The following is a 15,034-nucleotide window of genomic DNA, read 5'->3' on the forward strand; positions in this document are numbered from 1 at the left end:
GCATACAATCACAGTGAGTATGCGCAGCATAAATTTTATATTACTGTAGAACATATATTCACGTGTGAAGTCCCATACGACGGCGCATCGGGGCCGTCACTGTTCGGGACCGAACGCGGTATTGGGTCGTAATCGCACGCGTCGACGGCGACCGTCATCGCGTGTCGACGTGATAGGGTTGGGAACGGCACGGAAACGCGGCCACAGCGCCGCGTGGGGCCACCCGACAGTCACGGTCGAACCGCGTCGCCGCCGGTTCTGGCTGTCGGGCTACGGAGCGAGACGGCGTCCCTCGTCCGGGGGGTTCGGGGGTGCACCCGCCGTCTCGGTCGCCGGGGGTGCCGTACGAGATAGACGTCTTCTTTGACGGGTTTCAGCAGCGATTAGTCGTCGACCGGCGGTTCCGGGTCCGGCGATTCGGATGGCTCAGTGGGTGGCCCGCCCCGTTCGGTGAGGTCCGCATCGCGCCACCCGCCGCGGATGTACCACCCGAAGGCGATGGCCGCCCCCGCGACGTTCGAGACGGCGAACGCCATCCAGATTCCCTCGTAGCCCATCGAGAACGCGGCGATGGCACCGAACAGCGCCCCGATGGGGTCGGCGACGACCGCCGGCAGCGTCGAGACCACGACATCGAGCAGCGTTCCCTCGTAGGTGAGTCGCTGGGAGGCCAGCGCCGCGACCGGCAACCGGATGACGCCGAGCATGGCGATGGAGACGACGGCGGCGGTCAGTGTCCGTCCGGCCCCGCGGAATCCGCCCTTGTAGGAGTGGAAGATGCCGGTGAAGCCGAACGTCGGCGCGACGTACCGGAGGAATAGCCGGCCGACCTCGACGACCTCGGGGTCATCGGAGAACACCGCGACGATGTTGCCGGCGCCGAGCCACGTCAACACGCCGACGCCCGCGAGGACGACGAACATCGAACGCGCCGCGAAGTGTGACGCCGATGCCGCCCTGTCCTCCTCTTTTGCGCCGATGTTCTGTCCGACCATCGTCTCGACGCCCCGACCGACGGCGATGGCGGGCAGGAAGATAACCGAGAACATCCGGACGCCGACGCCGTATGCAGCCACGACCACCGTCGGGAACGTCCCGACGATAACCAACATCAGGTTGACCGCGATGGCGTTGCCGGTGCCTTCGACGGACGCCGGAACCCCGATTCGGAGGAGCTTCTTGAAGTAACCGAAGTCCGGCGCCATCTGAGACAGATGTATCTCGACGCCGCGGGTGCCGCGGAACATGATACTCATTCCGATAACCGTCGCCATCGCCCGGGAGAACACGGTGGCGTAGGCGGCGCCGACGACGCCCAACTCCGGAAACACCCACCACCCGAAGATGAGAAACGGGTCGAGGATGAGATTGACGACCACCGTCACCAGCATGACGAGCATCGGGGTGATGGTGTCGCCGTATCCCCTCATTAGCGACATGAACACGAAGAAGGCGAACATGAACACCATTCCCAGCGAGATGATTTCGAGGTACGCTGTCGCCCCCGGTAGCACCTCCTCGGAGGCACCGAGCAACTCGAGGATGTCGCCGACGGCGAAGTAGCCGAACCCGCCCAACAGCACCGACGCGATGATGGCGAACGTCACCGTCTGGGAGGCGGCGAACTCCGCCTGGGCCTCCTCGCCGGCGCCGGTGTTTTGCGCGACGAGGATGCTCCCGGCGATGGAGATGCCCAACCCCAGCGAGATGAGGAAGAACACGACGGGGAATGCGAAGCTGATCGCCGCCAGCGCCTCCGTGCTGTAGCGACCCAGCCAGATGGTGTCGACGAGGTTGTACGCCGTCTGCAGCAGGTTCGTGATGACGATGGGCAAGGAGAGATAGAACAGCGGCTTGCCGATGCTCCCCGAGGTGAGGTCGAACTCCTCGCGGCTCTTGAACACCATCCCGACCCGCCGGCGAATCGCCGATACCAGTCGGGCCAGTCGGGAGTCGCCCATCAGCGCCTCACCCGCCGGTCATCGTCTGGTTCTGCGGTGGAGGCTCCGCACATTTCCTACCGTACCTAGCTGACCGTTCAGTCAAAAGGGTTGTGAACTGATTGAATAGTCAGTCAAACACGTCCCAGCGACTGAGACACGGTGGCTTCTTCTATGTGTGTCGCCGGCGACCCCTCGCGTATGCAAACGCTAGTCCGAAGGGGAGCGGCCGACGGCGAGGGGGCCGCCGAATCGACAGCCGAGGAAGACTCGGCAACGAAGAACACCCTCGATTTGCGGGAGCGGGAGGACCGACCGGTCGAAGCCGTCTTCGACGCCCTCGAAGACTGCGACGAAGGCGAGGGCCTCCTCGTTCTCGCGGCCGCGGCGCCGATTCCGCTGTACGACCGACTCGAAGAGCGTGGCTGGTCCTACGAGGCGGTTCGCTCCGATGCCGACGAGTGGCACATCCACGTCACCGCCGACAGCGAAGACCGGTCGGGCGAGCGACTTCGGCGCCCGCGCTGGAACGGCCACGAGTAGTGACCGAACTCAGTCGTCTGAGGGCACGTCACTTCGCGCCATCGTCTCGGTGTTTTCATACGGCGCCGTCTCGAAGCGCGGACGATGGCCGGGTGGATAGAGGTTGTCACGACTGCGTTTCTGCTGCAGTTGCTGGCGCTTCCCGGGGAGAAAGGACAGTTCGTTATCGCGGGACTCTCCACGCGGTACAACCCCTACTGGGTCGTCGCCGGCGCCGCCACCGCCTTCGGCGGATGGACGGCTCTCGAGATACTGCTCGGCGAAGCGCTCAAGGGCGCCCTTCTGGAGGTGTACCTCGACGCCATCACGGCCGGGCTGTTCGTCGTCTTCGCGGGGCTGATTCTCTACTCGCTGCACCGCGAGAGCGACTCCGGGGACCCGGCGACCCGCACCGACGGCGGCCCTCTCGGGGACGCTCCGGACGACGGTGGTGGTGGTGGCGACGACGAAGGGACCTTCGAGCAGGCTGGTGGCTACCTCACGGCGCTGTCGGTGATGGGCGTCGCCGAGTTCGGCGACAAGACCCAACTCGTCACCATCAGCCTCGCCGTCCAGTACGGCGCCCACCCCGGCATCTGGGTCGGCGAGATGCTCGCTATCGTCCCCGTGAGCCTGCTCACCGCACTCGTCTTTCACCGCGGGAGTCGGCGCTTCGACAGCGGATGGTTCCACTACGCCGCTGTCGTCGTCTTCCTGCTGTTCGCCGCCGACATCGTCTCCGGCTACGTCTTCGGGTTCTCGGTGCTTCCCATCTGAGACAGCATCACTCCGACTGAGACAGCATCACTCCGAGAGCCACGCTCCCGCTCGCGCGGCGACCGCCGAACGGAAGGCGCCAATCTCGACGGTCGATTCGGGGTGCAACAGCCGGTCGTGAACAGCCCGGAGAATCGACTCGACAGTTCGCTCGAGGAGGGCATCGACGGTCACCGGCCGCCCATCCGCCTTCAGCGCGGCTGCGACCCGGTCGAACCGACGATTGGTCGCGTAGCGCTCGGCCACCTCCTCGGCCGACATCGACAGCGGTTCGGGGTCGACGTCCAACTCGACATCGGGATTCGACACCATCGCCCGGTTGCCGGTCTTGTCACGGATCAGTAGCCCTGCGGCGGGGCCGTCGTAGTACGTGGAGTCCGGAATCGGCACCGTATCCGGGTCGAAACCGAGTGCTCTGACTTCCTTCTCGAAGGTGTTGACCGACTCCAGACCGAGCCGTTCGTACACGCCCTCCACTGCGTCCGGTGTCAGATAGCGGTCCCTGTCGGCGTCGAAGACGTCGACGCCCAGTACCGACGGCGTCCGATGCCAGTCGTAGTCGACCGCCTGGTGATGCATCGCGACGCCGAGAAACGTCACCGACGCCACGTCGTCGACGGCGCGCCGAAGCGCCTCGCGGTCGAGGGTCGCCCGGACGTGCCGAACGGCGTGTTCGTAGGGAAGCGGAACGTCGCCGTCGCCGAACCGTCGCTGGCCATCGCCGACCTCGACGACGCCGCTCGACTGGAGCCGAAACCGAAACGGCGCGCCGTCGAGCAACTCCTGTATCCAGAGGTGGCCGCCGTCGAGTAGCGCCTCGGGAGCGTCGCCGATTGCCGGCGTCGAGGGATGCGGCTTCACTGTCGGTCACTCTGCCGGCCGGCGTCTTGAGTTGTGGGGTCGACTCCACCTGTCGAACTTCCGCTGTCGATTCGGTCCGGTTTTTTATATGTGCGTGGTGGTAAGCGTTACCAGCGTGTCTCAGACGGTTCTGTGTGTGGGTGGGGAGGAATCGATTCGAGAGGGGTGTTCGTCCCTCCAGACCCATATTTCGGCTCGCGTGCTCTTCGAGCCGTCGCTGTCGGCGGCCCGCGGGGCGCTCCGAGAGCGGTCGGTCGACTGCGTTGTGTGTGAGACGCCCCTCCCTGACGGCGAGGGGATGGCGGTCGTCTCCGAAGTTCGAACCGAAGCCGCCGACGCTCCGGTGGTGCTGTTTCCATCTGAGGGTAGCGAACGCCTCGCGGTCCGAGCGCTTCGCACCGACGGCGTCGAGTACGTCCCCTCCGATGCAGACGACCGAGTCGAACGGCTCCTCGACGCCGTCGAGCGAGTGCTCACCGAGCAAGCGGCCGGAAGGGCGGACATCCGACTTCGGAGCTTCAAACGCGCCGTCGAACAGGCCGGCCACTCCATCTACATTACCGACACCGACGGGACGATACGGTACGTCAACCCGGCGTTCGAGGCGACGACGGGCTACAGCGCCGCGGAGGCGTTGGGTGCTCGGCCGGCGATACTGAAATCCGGCGAACACGACGATGCGTTCTACGAGAACCTCTGGGAGACGATTCTGGACGGCGACGTCTGGCAGAGCGAAATCGTCAACGAGCGCAAGGACGGCAGTCGATACGTCGTCAATCAGACTATCGCCCCGATTCACGTCGACGGCGAAATCGTCCGCTTCGTCGCGGTCAACGCCGACATCACCGACAGGCGGGCGTGGCGCCGCCGACTTCGAGCGCTCCACGACGCGACCCGTGAGTGGCTCGAACTCACCTCGCCGAACGACATCTCCGACCGCGCGCGTGACCAACTCGACGAACTGCTCGATGCCGAACTCGTCTCCGTGTACTGTACGACCGACGACGAGAGGACACTCGTCCCGGCCGCGAAGGTCGCCCGCGAGTCTTTCGCCGGATTCGAGCCATCCACCATCGACTCCACTGAGGACCGCCGATGGATCTCCTTCGAGAGCGGCGACCCACAACACCGCTCCGGCGTCGCCCATCCCGCCACGAGCGACGCCGTCGAGGAGTTGCTCCTTCCGGTCGGGGACTACGGACTGATACACGTCGCGACGACGGCGTCGTTCGACGACACCGACGTGGGAATCGCGCGCGTGTTCGCGGCGAACCTGGAAGCCGTCATCGACCGAATCGAGAACTACCGTGCCCTCGAACGGAAGAACGAACGGCTCGACGAGTTCGCCGGCGTGGTCTCTCACGACCTCCGGAACCCGCTTTCGGTCGCGCTCGGCTACCTCGATATCCTCGAAGAGCGCATCGGTGACGACGACGATGTAGACGAGATACGCCGCTCGCTGACGCACATGGACCGCATCATCGACGACGTGCTCTGGTTGGCCTCGGAAGGGAGAGAAATCGGAGAGGTGAGTCTGGTCTCGCTCCGGCAGAGCGCCGAGGAGTCGTGGGCGCTCGTCGACACCGCTGAGGCGACGCTTCGTGTCGAGTCGGACCTCCGGTTCGAGGCCGACGCCGACCGACTCCACCAACTGCTCGAGAACGCCTTCGCGAACGCGGTCACCCACGGCGGGTCGGACGTGACGGTAACCGTGAGCGCGCTCGACGACGAAATGGGGTTCTACGTCGCCGACGATGGGGCGGGCATTCCCCCGGAGAAGCGCGAAGCGGTGCTCGACCCTGGGTACACGACGAAGGAAGACGGGACTGGGTTCGGTCTCGCCATCATCCAGCGGGTCGCCGAGGGCCACGGCTGGTCGCTCGATATCGGCGAAAGCGAGGCCGGCGGCGCGCGACTCACCGTTCGGCTGTGAGGTTCGTACTCCGGAGACTCACTGTCAGTTCTCGGACTCGCCGCTGACGCCGACCGCTTCGCCGTCCTCCCAGACGTAGAACCCCTCGCCCGACTTCTTGCCGAGTTTCCCGGCTCGGACCTTCTTCTTGAGCAGCTGCGGCGGACGGAACCGCTCGCCCAACTCCTCGCGGAGGTACTCGGCGATGTCGAGTCGCACGTCCAACCCGACGAGGTCGGTGAGTTTCAGCGGTCCCATCGGGTGGCTGTACCCCTCCTCCATCGCGGTGTCTATGTCCTCGACGCTCGCGACGCCGCTTTCGACCATCCGAATGGCCTCGAGGCCGAGCGCGACCCCGAGCCGAGATGAGGCGAACCCGGCGCTGTCTCGAACCACAACGGCCTCCTTGCCCAGTCCCTCGACGTAGTCGACGGCGGTCGATTCCGTCACCGAACTGGTCTGTTCGGCGACGACGATTTCGACGAGGTCCATGATGTGCGGTGGGTTGAAGAAGTGGAGTCCGATCGCACGCTCGGGCGAGTCGAGGCAACTCGCCAACTCGGTGACCGACAGCGACGACGTGTTCGACCCGAGAATGGCGTCCTCAGGTGCGGCGGCCTCGACGTCACCGAACACGTTCTTTTTGAGGTCCATGTCCTCGGGGACGGCCTCGACGACGAGGTCGGCGGCCCCGACGGCCGACGCGAGGTCGGCGTCACCGGAGATACGCTCGAGCGTCTCTTCGCGTTCGCTTTCGGTCACTTTTCCGCGCTCGACCCCGCCGTCGAGGTTGGATTCGATGCCGTCGAGGCCGGCGGCGACCCGTTCGTCGTCGACGTCGTTCAACACCACGTCGTGGCCGGCCATCGCCGACACCTGTGCGATGCCGTGTCCCATGCTCCCTGCGCCGATGACGGTGACGTTCATGCTCGAACGCGGGAGTGCTGTCCCCGATAAACTTCCGTTCTCCGACGCAGCGTTTCAATCGGAGTCGGCGACACGGGCGGTGTCACTCGTCGGAGACCACAATAGGGGAAGCGAGACGACCAGCAGACACGCCGCCACGAGGCCGGCACAGAACAGATAGGTCGCTCGGTAGCCGGCGGTTTCGACGGCCGGAATCGCCACCAGCGGGCCGAGACTGAGCCCCACGTCACCCATCGTGTTGTAGACGCCGCCGAGTCGTCCCAACTCGTCGCCGGGCGTCACGTCACCCAGAATCGTCAACAGCGCCGGAGCGCCGGCACCGACGCCCGCGCCAGCTAACAGGATGCCGACGACCAGGGCGGGCAGGGCTGGAACGAGGGCGATGAGACCGAACCCGACGACCAAGGCGAGAAACGACGGTACGGTCAACAGTGCCCGGTTGCCGAGTTCGTCGGAGCGCTGTCCGGCCCACAGCGTCACGCCACCGGTGACGAGGACGCCGCCGCCCATGACGACACCGGCGACGCCAGCCGCCTCCAGCGGCCCGATTTCGAAGGCGAACGCCTCGGCGTACTTCGCGAGCGTCGTCAACAGGACGCCGCCCCACAGCAACTGCAGCGTGAAGTTCCCGACCCCGATGGGCAAGACGACGGGTCGACGGCGCAGGAGCGCGGGCACGTCACGGAGTCCGCCGCCCGAATCGTGGTCCGGCGTCACGTCGGGGAGGACGGCCGCAGCGACGACGCCTGCAATCAGCGCACAAGCGCCGGCGACGAGGAACGCCTCCTGGATCCCGACGAGGTCGGTCATGACGCCGCCGACGACCAGTCCAGTCGGGAAGCCAAGCGACTGGCCGCCGCGGACGTAGCCAATCCATTTCCCACGGTTGTCGGTCGTCGTGACGTGGGTGACGACGGCGAAGGCGCCGATGAAGACGAACGCCGATCCGACCCCCCACATCGTCCGCGCGAGGACGAACACGACGCCGGGGGCCGACACGTCTCCGAGCACCGGAAACGTGCCGACGGTAACCGGCGGCGTGTGTAAGCCGACGACGTAACCGAACGGGGCGAGCGCCTGCGTGAACAACCCGACTATCATCGGCGTGCGCGCGCCGACGCGGTCGATGATGCTTCCTGCGGGCGTGTTCATCACGAGACGAGCGATACGGTTGGCCGCGAGGACGAGCCCCAACATGACCGCCGTGATGCCGAGGAGGTCATCGAGCAGCGGCAGCGTCGGGAAGGCGACGCCGGTGGCGATACCGCCGAAGAACACGCCGCCGACGACGGCAAGCGACACCGCCCGCACGTCGTACTCGCCCATTCAGCGCCGCTCTGCGGCGCCCGGTCGCCGCACTGCGGTGAGGACCACCGCCGACACGACTGTTGAACTGTTCGCTGGATTCATATCGGTACACTGCCTCCCCGGGGTCATGGACTGTTCGGTGTGCGGCGCCGACAGCGAACTCCTCTACGAGTGTGAGCGATGCGACCAGCGCCTCTGTGCGACACACCTCGGCCATCGGTATCACGACTGTGCCCGCCGCCAGCCGGCCGACCGCCCCCCGAAGGACCGCACGGGGGAGCCGCTCGTCGAACGGCCCGACGCCCAACTGTACCCGGAGCGGTCGGTGCCGTCCGTCGAACCGCCCACGCCGCCCGGGGACATCGAACGCCCCGGCTACGAACCGAAGCGAACGTACGCGGGGTCGTCCGAACCGGCGGAGACGGTGGGCGAGTGGCTCCGCCGACAGACGTACCTCTCGCTGACGGTGAAAGTCGGTCTCCTCGCGGCCGGTCTGAACACGCTCGCGTTCGCACTCATCGGGGCGGCGCTGACGCTGCCGGCGTAGCGTCGTGTCGTATCTTTTAACTCAATTGGATATAATTGTGGCCTAAGATGGGTGGCTACTTCGGTGACCGAATCGACGGATCCGAACTCGTCGCTGCGTTGGGACTCGTGTTCGTCGTCGCCGGCGTGACTCTGTGGTCGCAGTCGGTGTTGCCGACCACGGTCTCGGTCGAGGCGGTGCTGTACGAACTCGTCGTTCACGTCCTCTTCGGCGGAATCGTCCTCGTTCTCGGCGTCCACATCGAGCGGAGCGAACTCTCCTCCGACGAACGGTTCACCGTCATGGTCTGGTGTTTCTCCGGCTTCCTGTTCTTCTTCGCGCTCGCCGTCTGGTCGGACCTCGGCTCGCTGCTCGCCGGTGAGTTCACCGCAGCCTTCGCGAGTCAGGTCGTCACGTTCGGTAGTATGGGCGGTGCCTTCGGCGTCATCGCCGGCGTCAATCACGGCCGCTCCGAGCGGAACCGCCGCCTCGCAGAGCGCAACGAAGACCAACGCGAGACGCTCGTGTTGCTCACGCGACTCCTGCGACACGACATCCGCAACGACATGATGGCCATCAACGGCCACGCCGACATCGTCGCCGACCACGTCGACCCCGAAGGGGAGTCCTCGCTGGAGATTATCCAGCGGCGAAGCGACGCTATCGTCCGTCTGCTCCGGGACACTGACACCCTCGTCGAGACGCTCGGCGCCGACCGGGAGTTCGAGCGGGTCGACCTCTCGACGGTACTCGACGACGAACTCGCCAGCATCGAAGACAGCTACCCCGAGGTCGACATCGATGCCGACGTGCCCGACGGGCTGTGGGTCGTCGCCGACGGACTCGTCCATCAGCTGTTCTCGAACCTGCTCGGCAACGCGGTCGCTCACAACGACCCCGAATCGTTGACCGTCCGCGTCGAAGCCGAACGGAACGGCAACACCGTCGAAACCGTCGTCGCCGACAACGGTGTCGGCATCCCCGAAGAGCACCGTGAGGAGTTCTTCGAGTTGGGCGAGCAGGGCGAGGGAAGCGACGGCGACGGCCTCGGGCTGTATCTCGTCTCGCGACTCGCGGACGTCTACGGCGGGAACGTGACCGTCGATGATGCCCCTGGAGGCGGCGCTCGGTTCCACGTCGAACTCCCGGCGGCCGACTGAGGGGGACCTGGCGGCCAAAGTATATTTCAGTCGGCTTCTACGGTCGGCCCATGAGCGAGTCAAACCGCGGCTCGGACAGACAGGTCGAGATTTTCATGGAGGGGATGGCCGGCGTGACGCCCGACGTGCCGCCATCGTTTGAGGAACTGGAGGAGGCCGCCCTGGCGGCCATGGACGAGAAGGCCTACGGCTACGTCGCGGGCGGGGCGGGTGGCGAACGAACCATCGGACACAACCGCGACGCCTTCGCGAAGTGGCGACTGTGGCCCCGAATGCTTCGGGATTACTCCGAGCGGGACCTCTCGACCGAGCTGTTCGGAACCGAACTGTCGGTGCCGGCGTTGCTCGCGCCCATCGGCGTCCAGTCTATCATCCACGACGAGGGCGAACTCGCGGTGGCCCGCGCCGCCGCCGACCTCGACGTGCCGATGGTCGTCTCCTCGGCGGCCTCCCACACGATGGAGGAGGTCGCCGAGGAACTGGGCGACACGCCCGGGTGGTTCCAACTGTACTGGTCGTCGAACGACGACGTGGCCAGGAGTTTCGTCTCCCGCGCCGAGGCGGCGGGCTACGAGGCGCTCGTCGTCACGCTGGACAACAACATCCTCGGGTGGCGCGAGCGGGACATCCGCGACGGCTATCTCCCCTTCCTCGACGGCGAGGGTGTCGCCAACTACTTTACAGACGAGGCGTTCCGGGATTTACTCGACGCCCCGCCGGAAGAGGCCGAACTGAGCGCGATTCGGACGTTCATCGACATCTTCGGCGACCCGTCGCTGACGTTCGACGACCTCGAGTGGCTCTGTGAGTACGCCGACATTCCCGTCGTCGTCAAGGGAGTGCTTCACCCCGACGACGCACGGGAGTGCATCGAACGCGGCGCCGAGGGCGTCATCGTCTCGAATCACGGCGGGCGACAGGTCGATAACGCGGTTACCGCCCTCGACGTGTTGCCGCGCATCGTCTCGGCGCTCGACGACGACGTGCCCGTCCTCTTCGATTCGGGCATCCGACGCGGCTCGGATGCACTCGTCGCCCTCGCACTCGGGGCTGACGCCGTCGGATTCGGCCGCCCCTACGCCTACGGCCTCGCCATCGACGGCGAGAACGGCGTCGAGTCGGTCGTGAAGAACTTCCTCGCCGACCTCGATTTGACGCTCGGCCTCATCGGCTACGACGACGTCGACGACGTCGACCGCGAGGCGGTCGTCCGAGCGAACGAACTGTGACGACAGGTAACTGAACACGCCATCGAATAACGTCCCTGTACGTCGTCGTACGAGACTGTACTCGCGCTATACGGGTGTCTGTGGTACACATAGCCACACAATTATTAATATCCATCCGATAGCTTGCTTTTCGTACACGGAGCGCAATCATGACCACCACCACTCACACTCCGCTGTATGCGGCCGCTTACGCCAAGCGGCGCGCCGCGAGTGTGAGCGGGTGGAACGCTCCGCTCGCATTCGGGATTCGCGCCGCATAACGAGCCTCCCCGGTTCGGCGGCGCGGCGGACTTCTTTCGACGCTACCTCCGGAGAGGTCCGTTCTCTCGGGTGCTTCCCGATTTTCCGCGCCGTCTTCGACCGGGAGCCACGGAGCCGTTCGCCGGTTCCGGGCCGGCTCGTCGCCGAATCGCGTAGTGGTGACGCTCCCCCGTTAGCCACGGCTGTGCCGTCCGCCGCCGACCGCGGCGGGCCTGTGGGTTCGACTCCCGCCGGGGGCCTATGTTAGCCCACGACCACCGAATCGAGTTGTCCGTCCGCGTCCCCCGGGGTGCGGCCGGCGATGTCGAAGGCGGCGTTCGCGAAGTCGTCGAGAAAGTCGACGGCGTCGCACGCGTCGAGAACGTCGAGCTCTGTGGCGTCCGTCCGGACGCCCTCGACCTCTACGTCGATGCCACGGCGACGGTCGCCATCGACGCCGACGTCGAGGCGCCCGAAGCCCACCTCGCCGACGGCTTCGGCGTCATCGAAGCCACCGTTCGATAGTTCCGTGCCGGCTGGGGCACGACGGGTTCGACCCCCGGCGGGACCCTTGGGGCGACAGCCCCGTGATTCGATGAGACATCCCGAACTTCGGCCCTCCGTTTCGCATCGCCCCGACGAACGTCCACCCCCTGGTACCGTCAGCACTGCGTTCGCCGTCGGTGTCGCGTTGCTGGCGCTGGGTGCGGTTGCACCGGTCGCCGCCGGCGCCTTTGCCGGTGTGTGTTTTGCAGCTGGCTGGCGCCAACGGAGGCGGTGACCGACCCACTCTTCGCAATAGACGACCCCGCCTGCGAACCGTCGGTTTCCCCGAGAATGACTGCTAGGTTGCCGCGTGAGGTGGCGAACACACTGTTTTGGAAGGATTTATAAACAATTTCGTGGCAACAAGCCGTGACTGCAAAGCATTTATATGTTGAACAAGCAAACCATATAAGCATAATGCCAGGGCCAACCCGTCAGCGAGAGCGCACCAGCGAAGACGAGGCAGAGACCGAACAAGAAACTGGCTGTCCCGAGTGTGAGTCCGATTCGCTGGTGCGGAGCGCCGACGGCGGGGGTGAACTCGTCTGCGAAGAATGCGGCCTCGTAGTGGAAGAGGAAAACATCGACCGTGGCCCGGAGTGGCGGGCGTTCAATCACTCCGAGCGGCAGTCGAAATCACGGGTCGGCGCGCCGACGACCCAGACGATGCACGACAAAGGACTGACAACGCAAATCGACTGGAAGGACAAAGACGCCTACGGTCGTTCGATTTCTTCGGAAAAGCGCTCCCAGATGCACCGCCTCCGGAAGTGGCAGGAGCGGATTCGAACGAAGGACGCCGGCGAGCGCAACCTCCAGTTCGCCCTCTCCGAAATCGACCGTATGTCCTCGGCACTCGGTGTGCCGCGGTCGGTTCGGGAGGTCGCTTCGGTTATCTACCGGCGCGCACTCGACGAGGACCTCATCCGGGGTCGCTCCATCGAGGGCGTCGCCACCGCCGCACTGTATGCGGCTTGCCGACAGGAGGGCATCCCCCGGAGCCTCGACGAGGTCGCCGAGGTCGCCCGCGTCGAACAGAAGGAAATCGGCCGAACCTACCGCTACATCGCCCAGGAACTGTCGCTCGGGCTGGAACCCGTCGACCCCGTTCAGTACGTTCCGCGGTTCTGCTCGGAACTCGGCCTCTCCGAGGAAGTCGAACAGAAGACCCGCGAGATAATCGAGGTCACGGCGGAGAAGGGCATGCTCTCCGGGAAGTCCCCGACGGGCTACGCCGCCGCCGCCATCTACGCCGCCTCGCTCCTGTGTAACGAAAAGAAGACCCAACGTGAGGTCGCCGAAGTCGCGCAGGTGACCGAGGTCACCATCCGGAATCGGTACCAGGAGCAAATCGAAGCACTCGGCATCCACTAATCGGCCACAGTCAACCGTTTTTTCGCTCGTTACGACAGTCAGCGGCTGCAACGGCCGAAAACACCCGAAGCGTTGTTTGAGGTTCCCGTACGGTTAACACGACGTAGCCTGTACGGGAGTGTATGACAGTATCGGAGACCGCAATAGACGGTGAAATAGATGTCGAACCCGACTTGCTGTCGGGGCTGGAATCGTACGTGACGCTGTCGGGGGCCCCCGAGGAACACTTCGACGTGGAGGCGCCGTACCGCGGCGTCGTCATCGGCGAACTGCCGGCGTGTGACGAGTCCGACATCGAGGTCGCCTTCGACCGCGCCGAGCAGGGTCAGAAAGCGTGGGAGGACCGAACCGTCGAGGAACGCGCCGAGGTGTTCAAGCGCTACCACGACATCGTCATCGACAACGCCGAGGAACTGCTCGACATCGTGCAACTGGAAAGCGGGAAGGCCCGCAAGCACGCCTACGAGGAGGTCCTCGACGTGGCGATGACGGCCCGCCACTACGCCTACCGCGCGGAGGGCTATCTCGAAACCGAACAGCGTGAAGGTGCCCTCCCAGGTCTCACCGAAACCGAGGTCAACCACCACCCCGTCGGCATCGTCGGGATGATTTCGCCGTGGAACTACCCCCTCTCGTTGGCCGTTTCCGACGCCATTCCCGCGCTGCTCGCCGGCAATAGCGTCGTCCTCAAGCCGGCCGAACAGACCTCCTACACAGCCCTGAAAGCAGTCGAGTTGCTTCAGGAGGCCGGATTGCCGCGGGACGTCTTCCAGGTGGTCACCGGCTTCGGACCGACGCTCGGCGAACCGCTTGTCGCCAACTCCGATTACGTTTGTTTTACCGGTTCCAGCGCGACGGGCCGCATCGTCGCCAGCCAAGCCGGCGAACACCTCACGAAGTGCTCGATGGAACTCGGTGGAAAGAACCCCGGCATCGTCTGTTCGGACGCCGACATCGACCGGACCGTCGAGGGACTCATCCGCGGCTGTTTCACCAACGCCGGCCAACTGTGTATCTCCCTCGAGCGGCTGTACGTCCACGAGGACGTCCACGGCCAGTTCGTCGAGGCGTTCGTCGACGCCATTGAGGACCTCCACCTCGGCACCGGCTACGAGTACGACGTAGACGTTGGGAGCCTCATCTCCGAGGAGCAACTGGAGAAGGTGACCGAACACGTAGAGGACGCCAAAGCCAACGGCGCGACGGTGCTGACCGGGGGAACGGGTCGACCCGATATCGGGCCGTACTTCTACGAACCGACGGTTCTCACCGACGTCGACGAGTCGATGGCGCTGTGTGCAAACGAGACGTTCGGTCCGGTCGTCGCCATCTACGAGTGGAGCGAGGAAGACGACGTCATCGAGCGCGCCAACGACTCCGAGTACGGTCTGAACGCCTCCATCTGGACCGAAGACCTCGATTACGGCCGCGAACTCGCAAAGCAAATCGAGACAGGGACGGTCAACGTCAACGAGGGCTACGCCGCCGCGTGGGCCTCCCTCGATGCCCCGATGGGCGGGATGAAGAACTCCGGTATCGGCCGTCGCCACGGTGACGAGGGCATTATGAAGTACACCGAATCCCAGACCGTCGCCGTCCAGAAACGGATGGGCATGACCGCACCGCCGGGTGTCCCTTACTGGCTGTACGCGAAACTGATGAACAAGACGCTGAAGTTCCAGCGACGGATTCCCGGGATGCGGTAGTTCGGG

At 65.2% G+C, this 15,034-nt stretch carries 13 protein-coding genes; 9 read left to right on the top strand and 4 right to left on the bottom strand.

Annotated elements, in window-relative coordinates; translation table 11 throughout:
- Window positions 1–383: 383 nt before the first annotated feature.
- Complete coding sequence (locus HWX69_RS09070) at window positions 384–1,961, bottom strand: MATE family efflux transporter (RefSeq protein WP_178916804.1); 1,578 nt, start codon at window positions 1,959–1,961, stop codon at window positions 384–386.
- A 180-nt stretch (window positions 1,962–2,141) separates the two neighbouring features.
- On the opposite strand from HWX69_RS09070, the gene HWX69_RS09075 reads away from it, so the two are divergent.
- Together HWX69_RS09075 and HWX69_RS09080 are read left to right on the top strand one after the other, a co-directional pair.
- Complete coding sequence (locus HWX69_RS09075; protein ID WP_178916805.1) at window positions 2,142–2,483, top strand: DUF2249 domain-containing protein; 342 nt, start codon at window positions 2,142–2,144, stop codon at window positions 2,481–2,483.
- Between the two features lie 84 nt (window positions 2,484–2,567).
- Window positions 2,568–3,239 (top strand): TMEM165/GDT1 family protein, encoded by a 672-nt coding sequence (locus tag HWX69_RS09080; RefSeq protein ID WP_178916806.1) that lies wholly within the window; start codon window positions 2,568–2,570, stop codon window positions 3,237–3,239.
- A gap of 27 nt (window positions 3,240–3,266) precedes the next feature.
- Here HWX69_RS09080 and HWX69_RS09085 read toward each other — a convergent pair whose 3' ends face one another.
- Window positions 3,267–4,100 carry a hypothetical protein gene (locus HWX69_RS09085; RefSeq protein WP_178916807.1) on the bottom strand — a complete coding sequence of 278 codons (834 nt, stop codon included), beginning with the start codon at window positions 4,098–4,100 and terminating at the stop codon, window positions 3,267–3,269.
- Window positions 4,101–4,236: 136 nt separating this feature from the next.
- On the opposite strand from HWX69_RS09085, the gene HWX69_RS09090 reads away from it, so the two are divergent.
- Window positions 4,237–6,033 carry an ATP-binding protein gene (locus tag HWX69_RS09090; RefSeq protein WP_178916808.1) on the top strand — a complete coding sequence of 599 codons (1,797 nt, stop codon included), beginning with the start codon at window positions 4,237–4,239 and terminating at the stop codon, window positions 6,031–6,033.
- Window positions 6,034–6,057: 24 nt separating this feature from the next.
- On the opposite strand, the gene HWX69_RS09095 is transcribed toward HWX69_RS09090, so the two are convergent.
- Together HWX69_RS09095 and HWX69_RS09100 are read right to left on the bottom strand one after the other, a co-directional pair.
- Window positions 6,058–6,939, bottom strand: coding sequence for a 3-hydroxyacyl-CoA dehydrogenase family protein (locus HWX69_RS09095; protein WP_178916809.1), 882 nt, complete (start codon window positions 6,937–6,939; stop codon window positions 6,058–6,060).
- Window positions 6,940–6,993: 54 nt separating this feature from the next.
- Window positions 6,994–8,265: an MFS transporter gene (locus tag HWX69_RS09100; RefSeq protein ID WP_178916810.1), complete on the bottom strand. Its 1,272-nt coding sequence runs from the start codon at window positions 8,263–8,265 to the stop codon at window positions 6,994–6,996.
- Window positions 8,266–8,374: 109 nt separating this feature from the next.
- Here HWX69_RS09100 and HWX69_RS09105 point away from each other — a divergent pair, with 109 nt between their 5' ends.
- The 6 genes from HWX69_RS09105 (at window position 8,375) to HWX69_RS09130 (ending at window position 15,028) form a co-directional block, all read left to right on the top strand.
- On the top strand, window positions 8,375–8,794 hold the full coding sequence (locus HWX69_RS09105) for a hypothetical protein (protein WP_178916811.1): 420 nt from the start codon (window positions 8,375–8,377) through the stop codon (window positions 8,792–8,794).
- A 47-nt stretch (window positions 8,795–8,841) separates the two neighbouring features.
- Window positions 8,842–9,933, top strand: coding sequence for a sensor histidine kinase (locus tag HWX69_RS09110; RefSeq protein WP_178916812.1), 1,092 nt, complete (start codon window positions 8,842–8,844; stop codon window positions 9,931–9,933).
- A gap of 50 nt (window positions 9,934–9,983) precedes the next feature.
- Window positions 9,984–11,162: an alpha-hydroxy-acid oxidizing protein gene (locus HWX69_RS09115; protein ID WP_178916813.1), complete on the top strand. Its 1,179-nt coding sequence runs from the start codon at window positions 9,984–9,986 to the stop codon at window positions 11,160–11,162.
- A gap of 501 nt (window positions 11,163–11,663) precedes the next feature.
- Entirely contained in the window at window positions 11,664–11,927 is a 264-nt protein-coding gene (locus HWX69_RS09120) for a hypothetical protein (protein WP_178916814.1), read from the top strand.
- Window positions 11,928–12,365: 438 nt separating this feature from the next.
- Window positions 12,366–13,322 (top strand): transcription initiation factor IIB, encoded by a 957-nt coding sequence (locus HWX69_RS09125; protein WP_156710402.1) that lies wholly within the window; start codon window positions 12,366–12,368, stop codon window positions 13,320–13,322.
- Between the two features lie 122 nt (window positions 13,323–13,444).
- Window positions 13,445–15,028 carry a succinic semialdehyde dehydrogenase gene (locus HWX69_RS09130; protein WP_178916815.1) on the top strand — a complete coding sequence of 528 codons (1,584 nt, stop codon included), beginning with the start codon at window positions 13,445–13,447 and terminating at the stop codon, window positions 15,026–15,028.
- Window positions 15,029–15,034 lie beyond the last annotated feature (6 nt).

The organism is Natronomonas gomsonensis, from assembly GCF_013391635.1.
GTDB classification, from domain to species: Archaea; Halobacteriota; Halobacteria; order Halobacteriales; family Haloarculaceae; genus Natronomonas; species Natronomonas gomsonensis_A.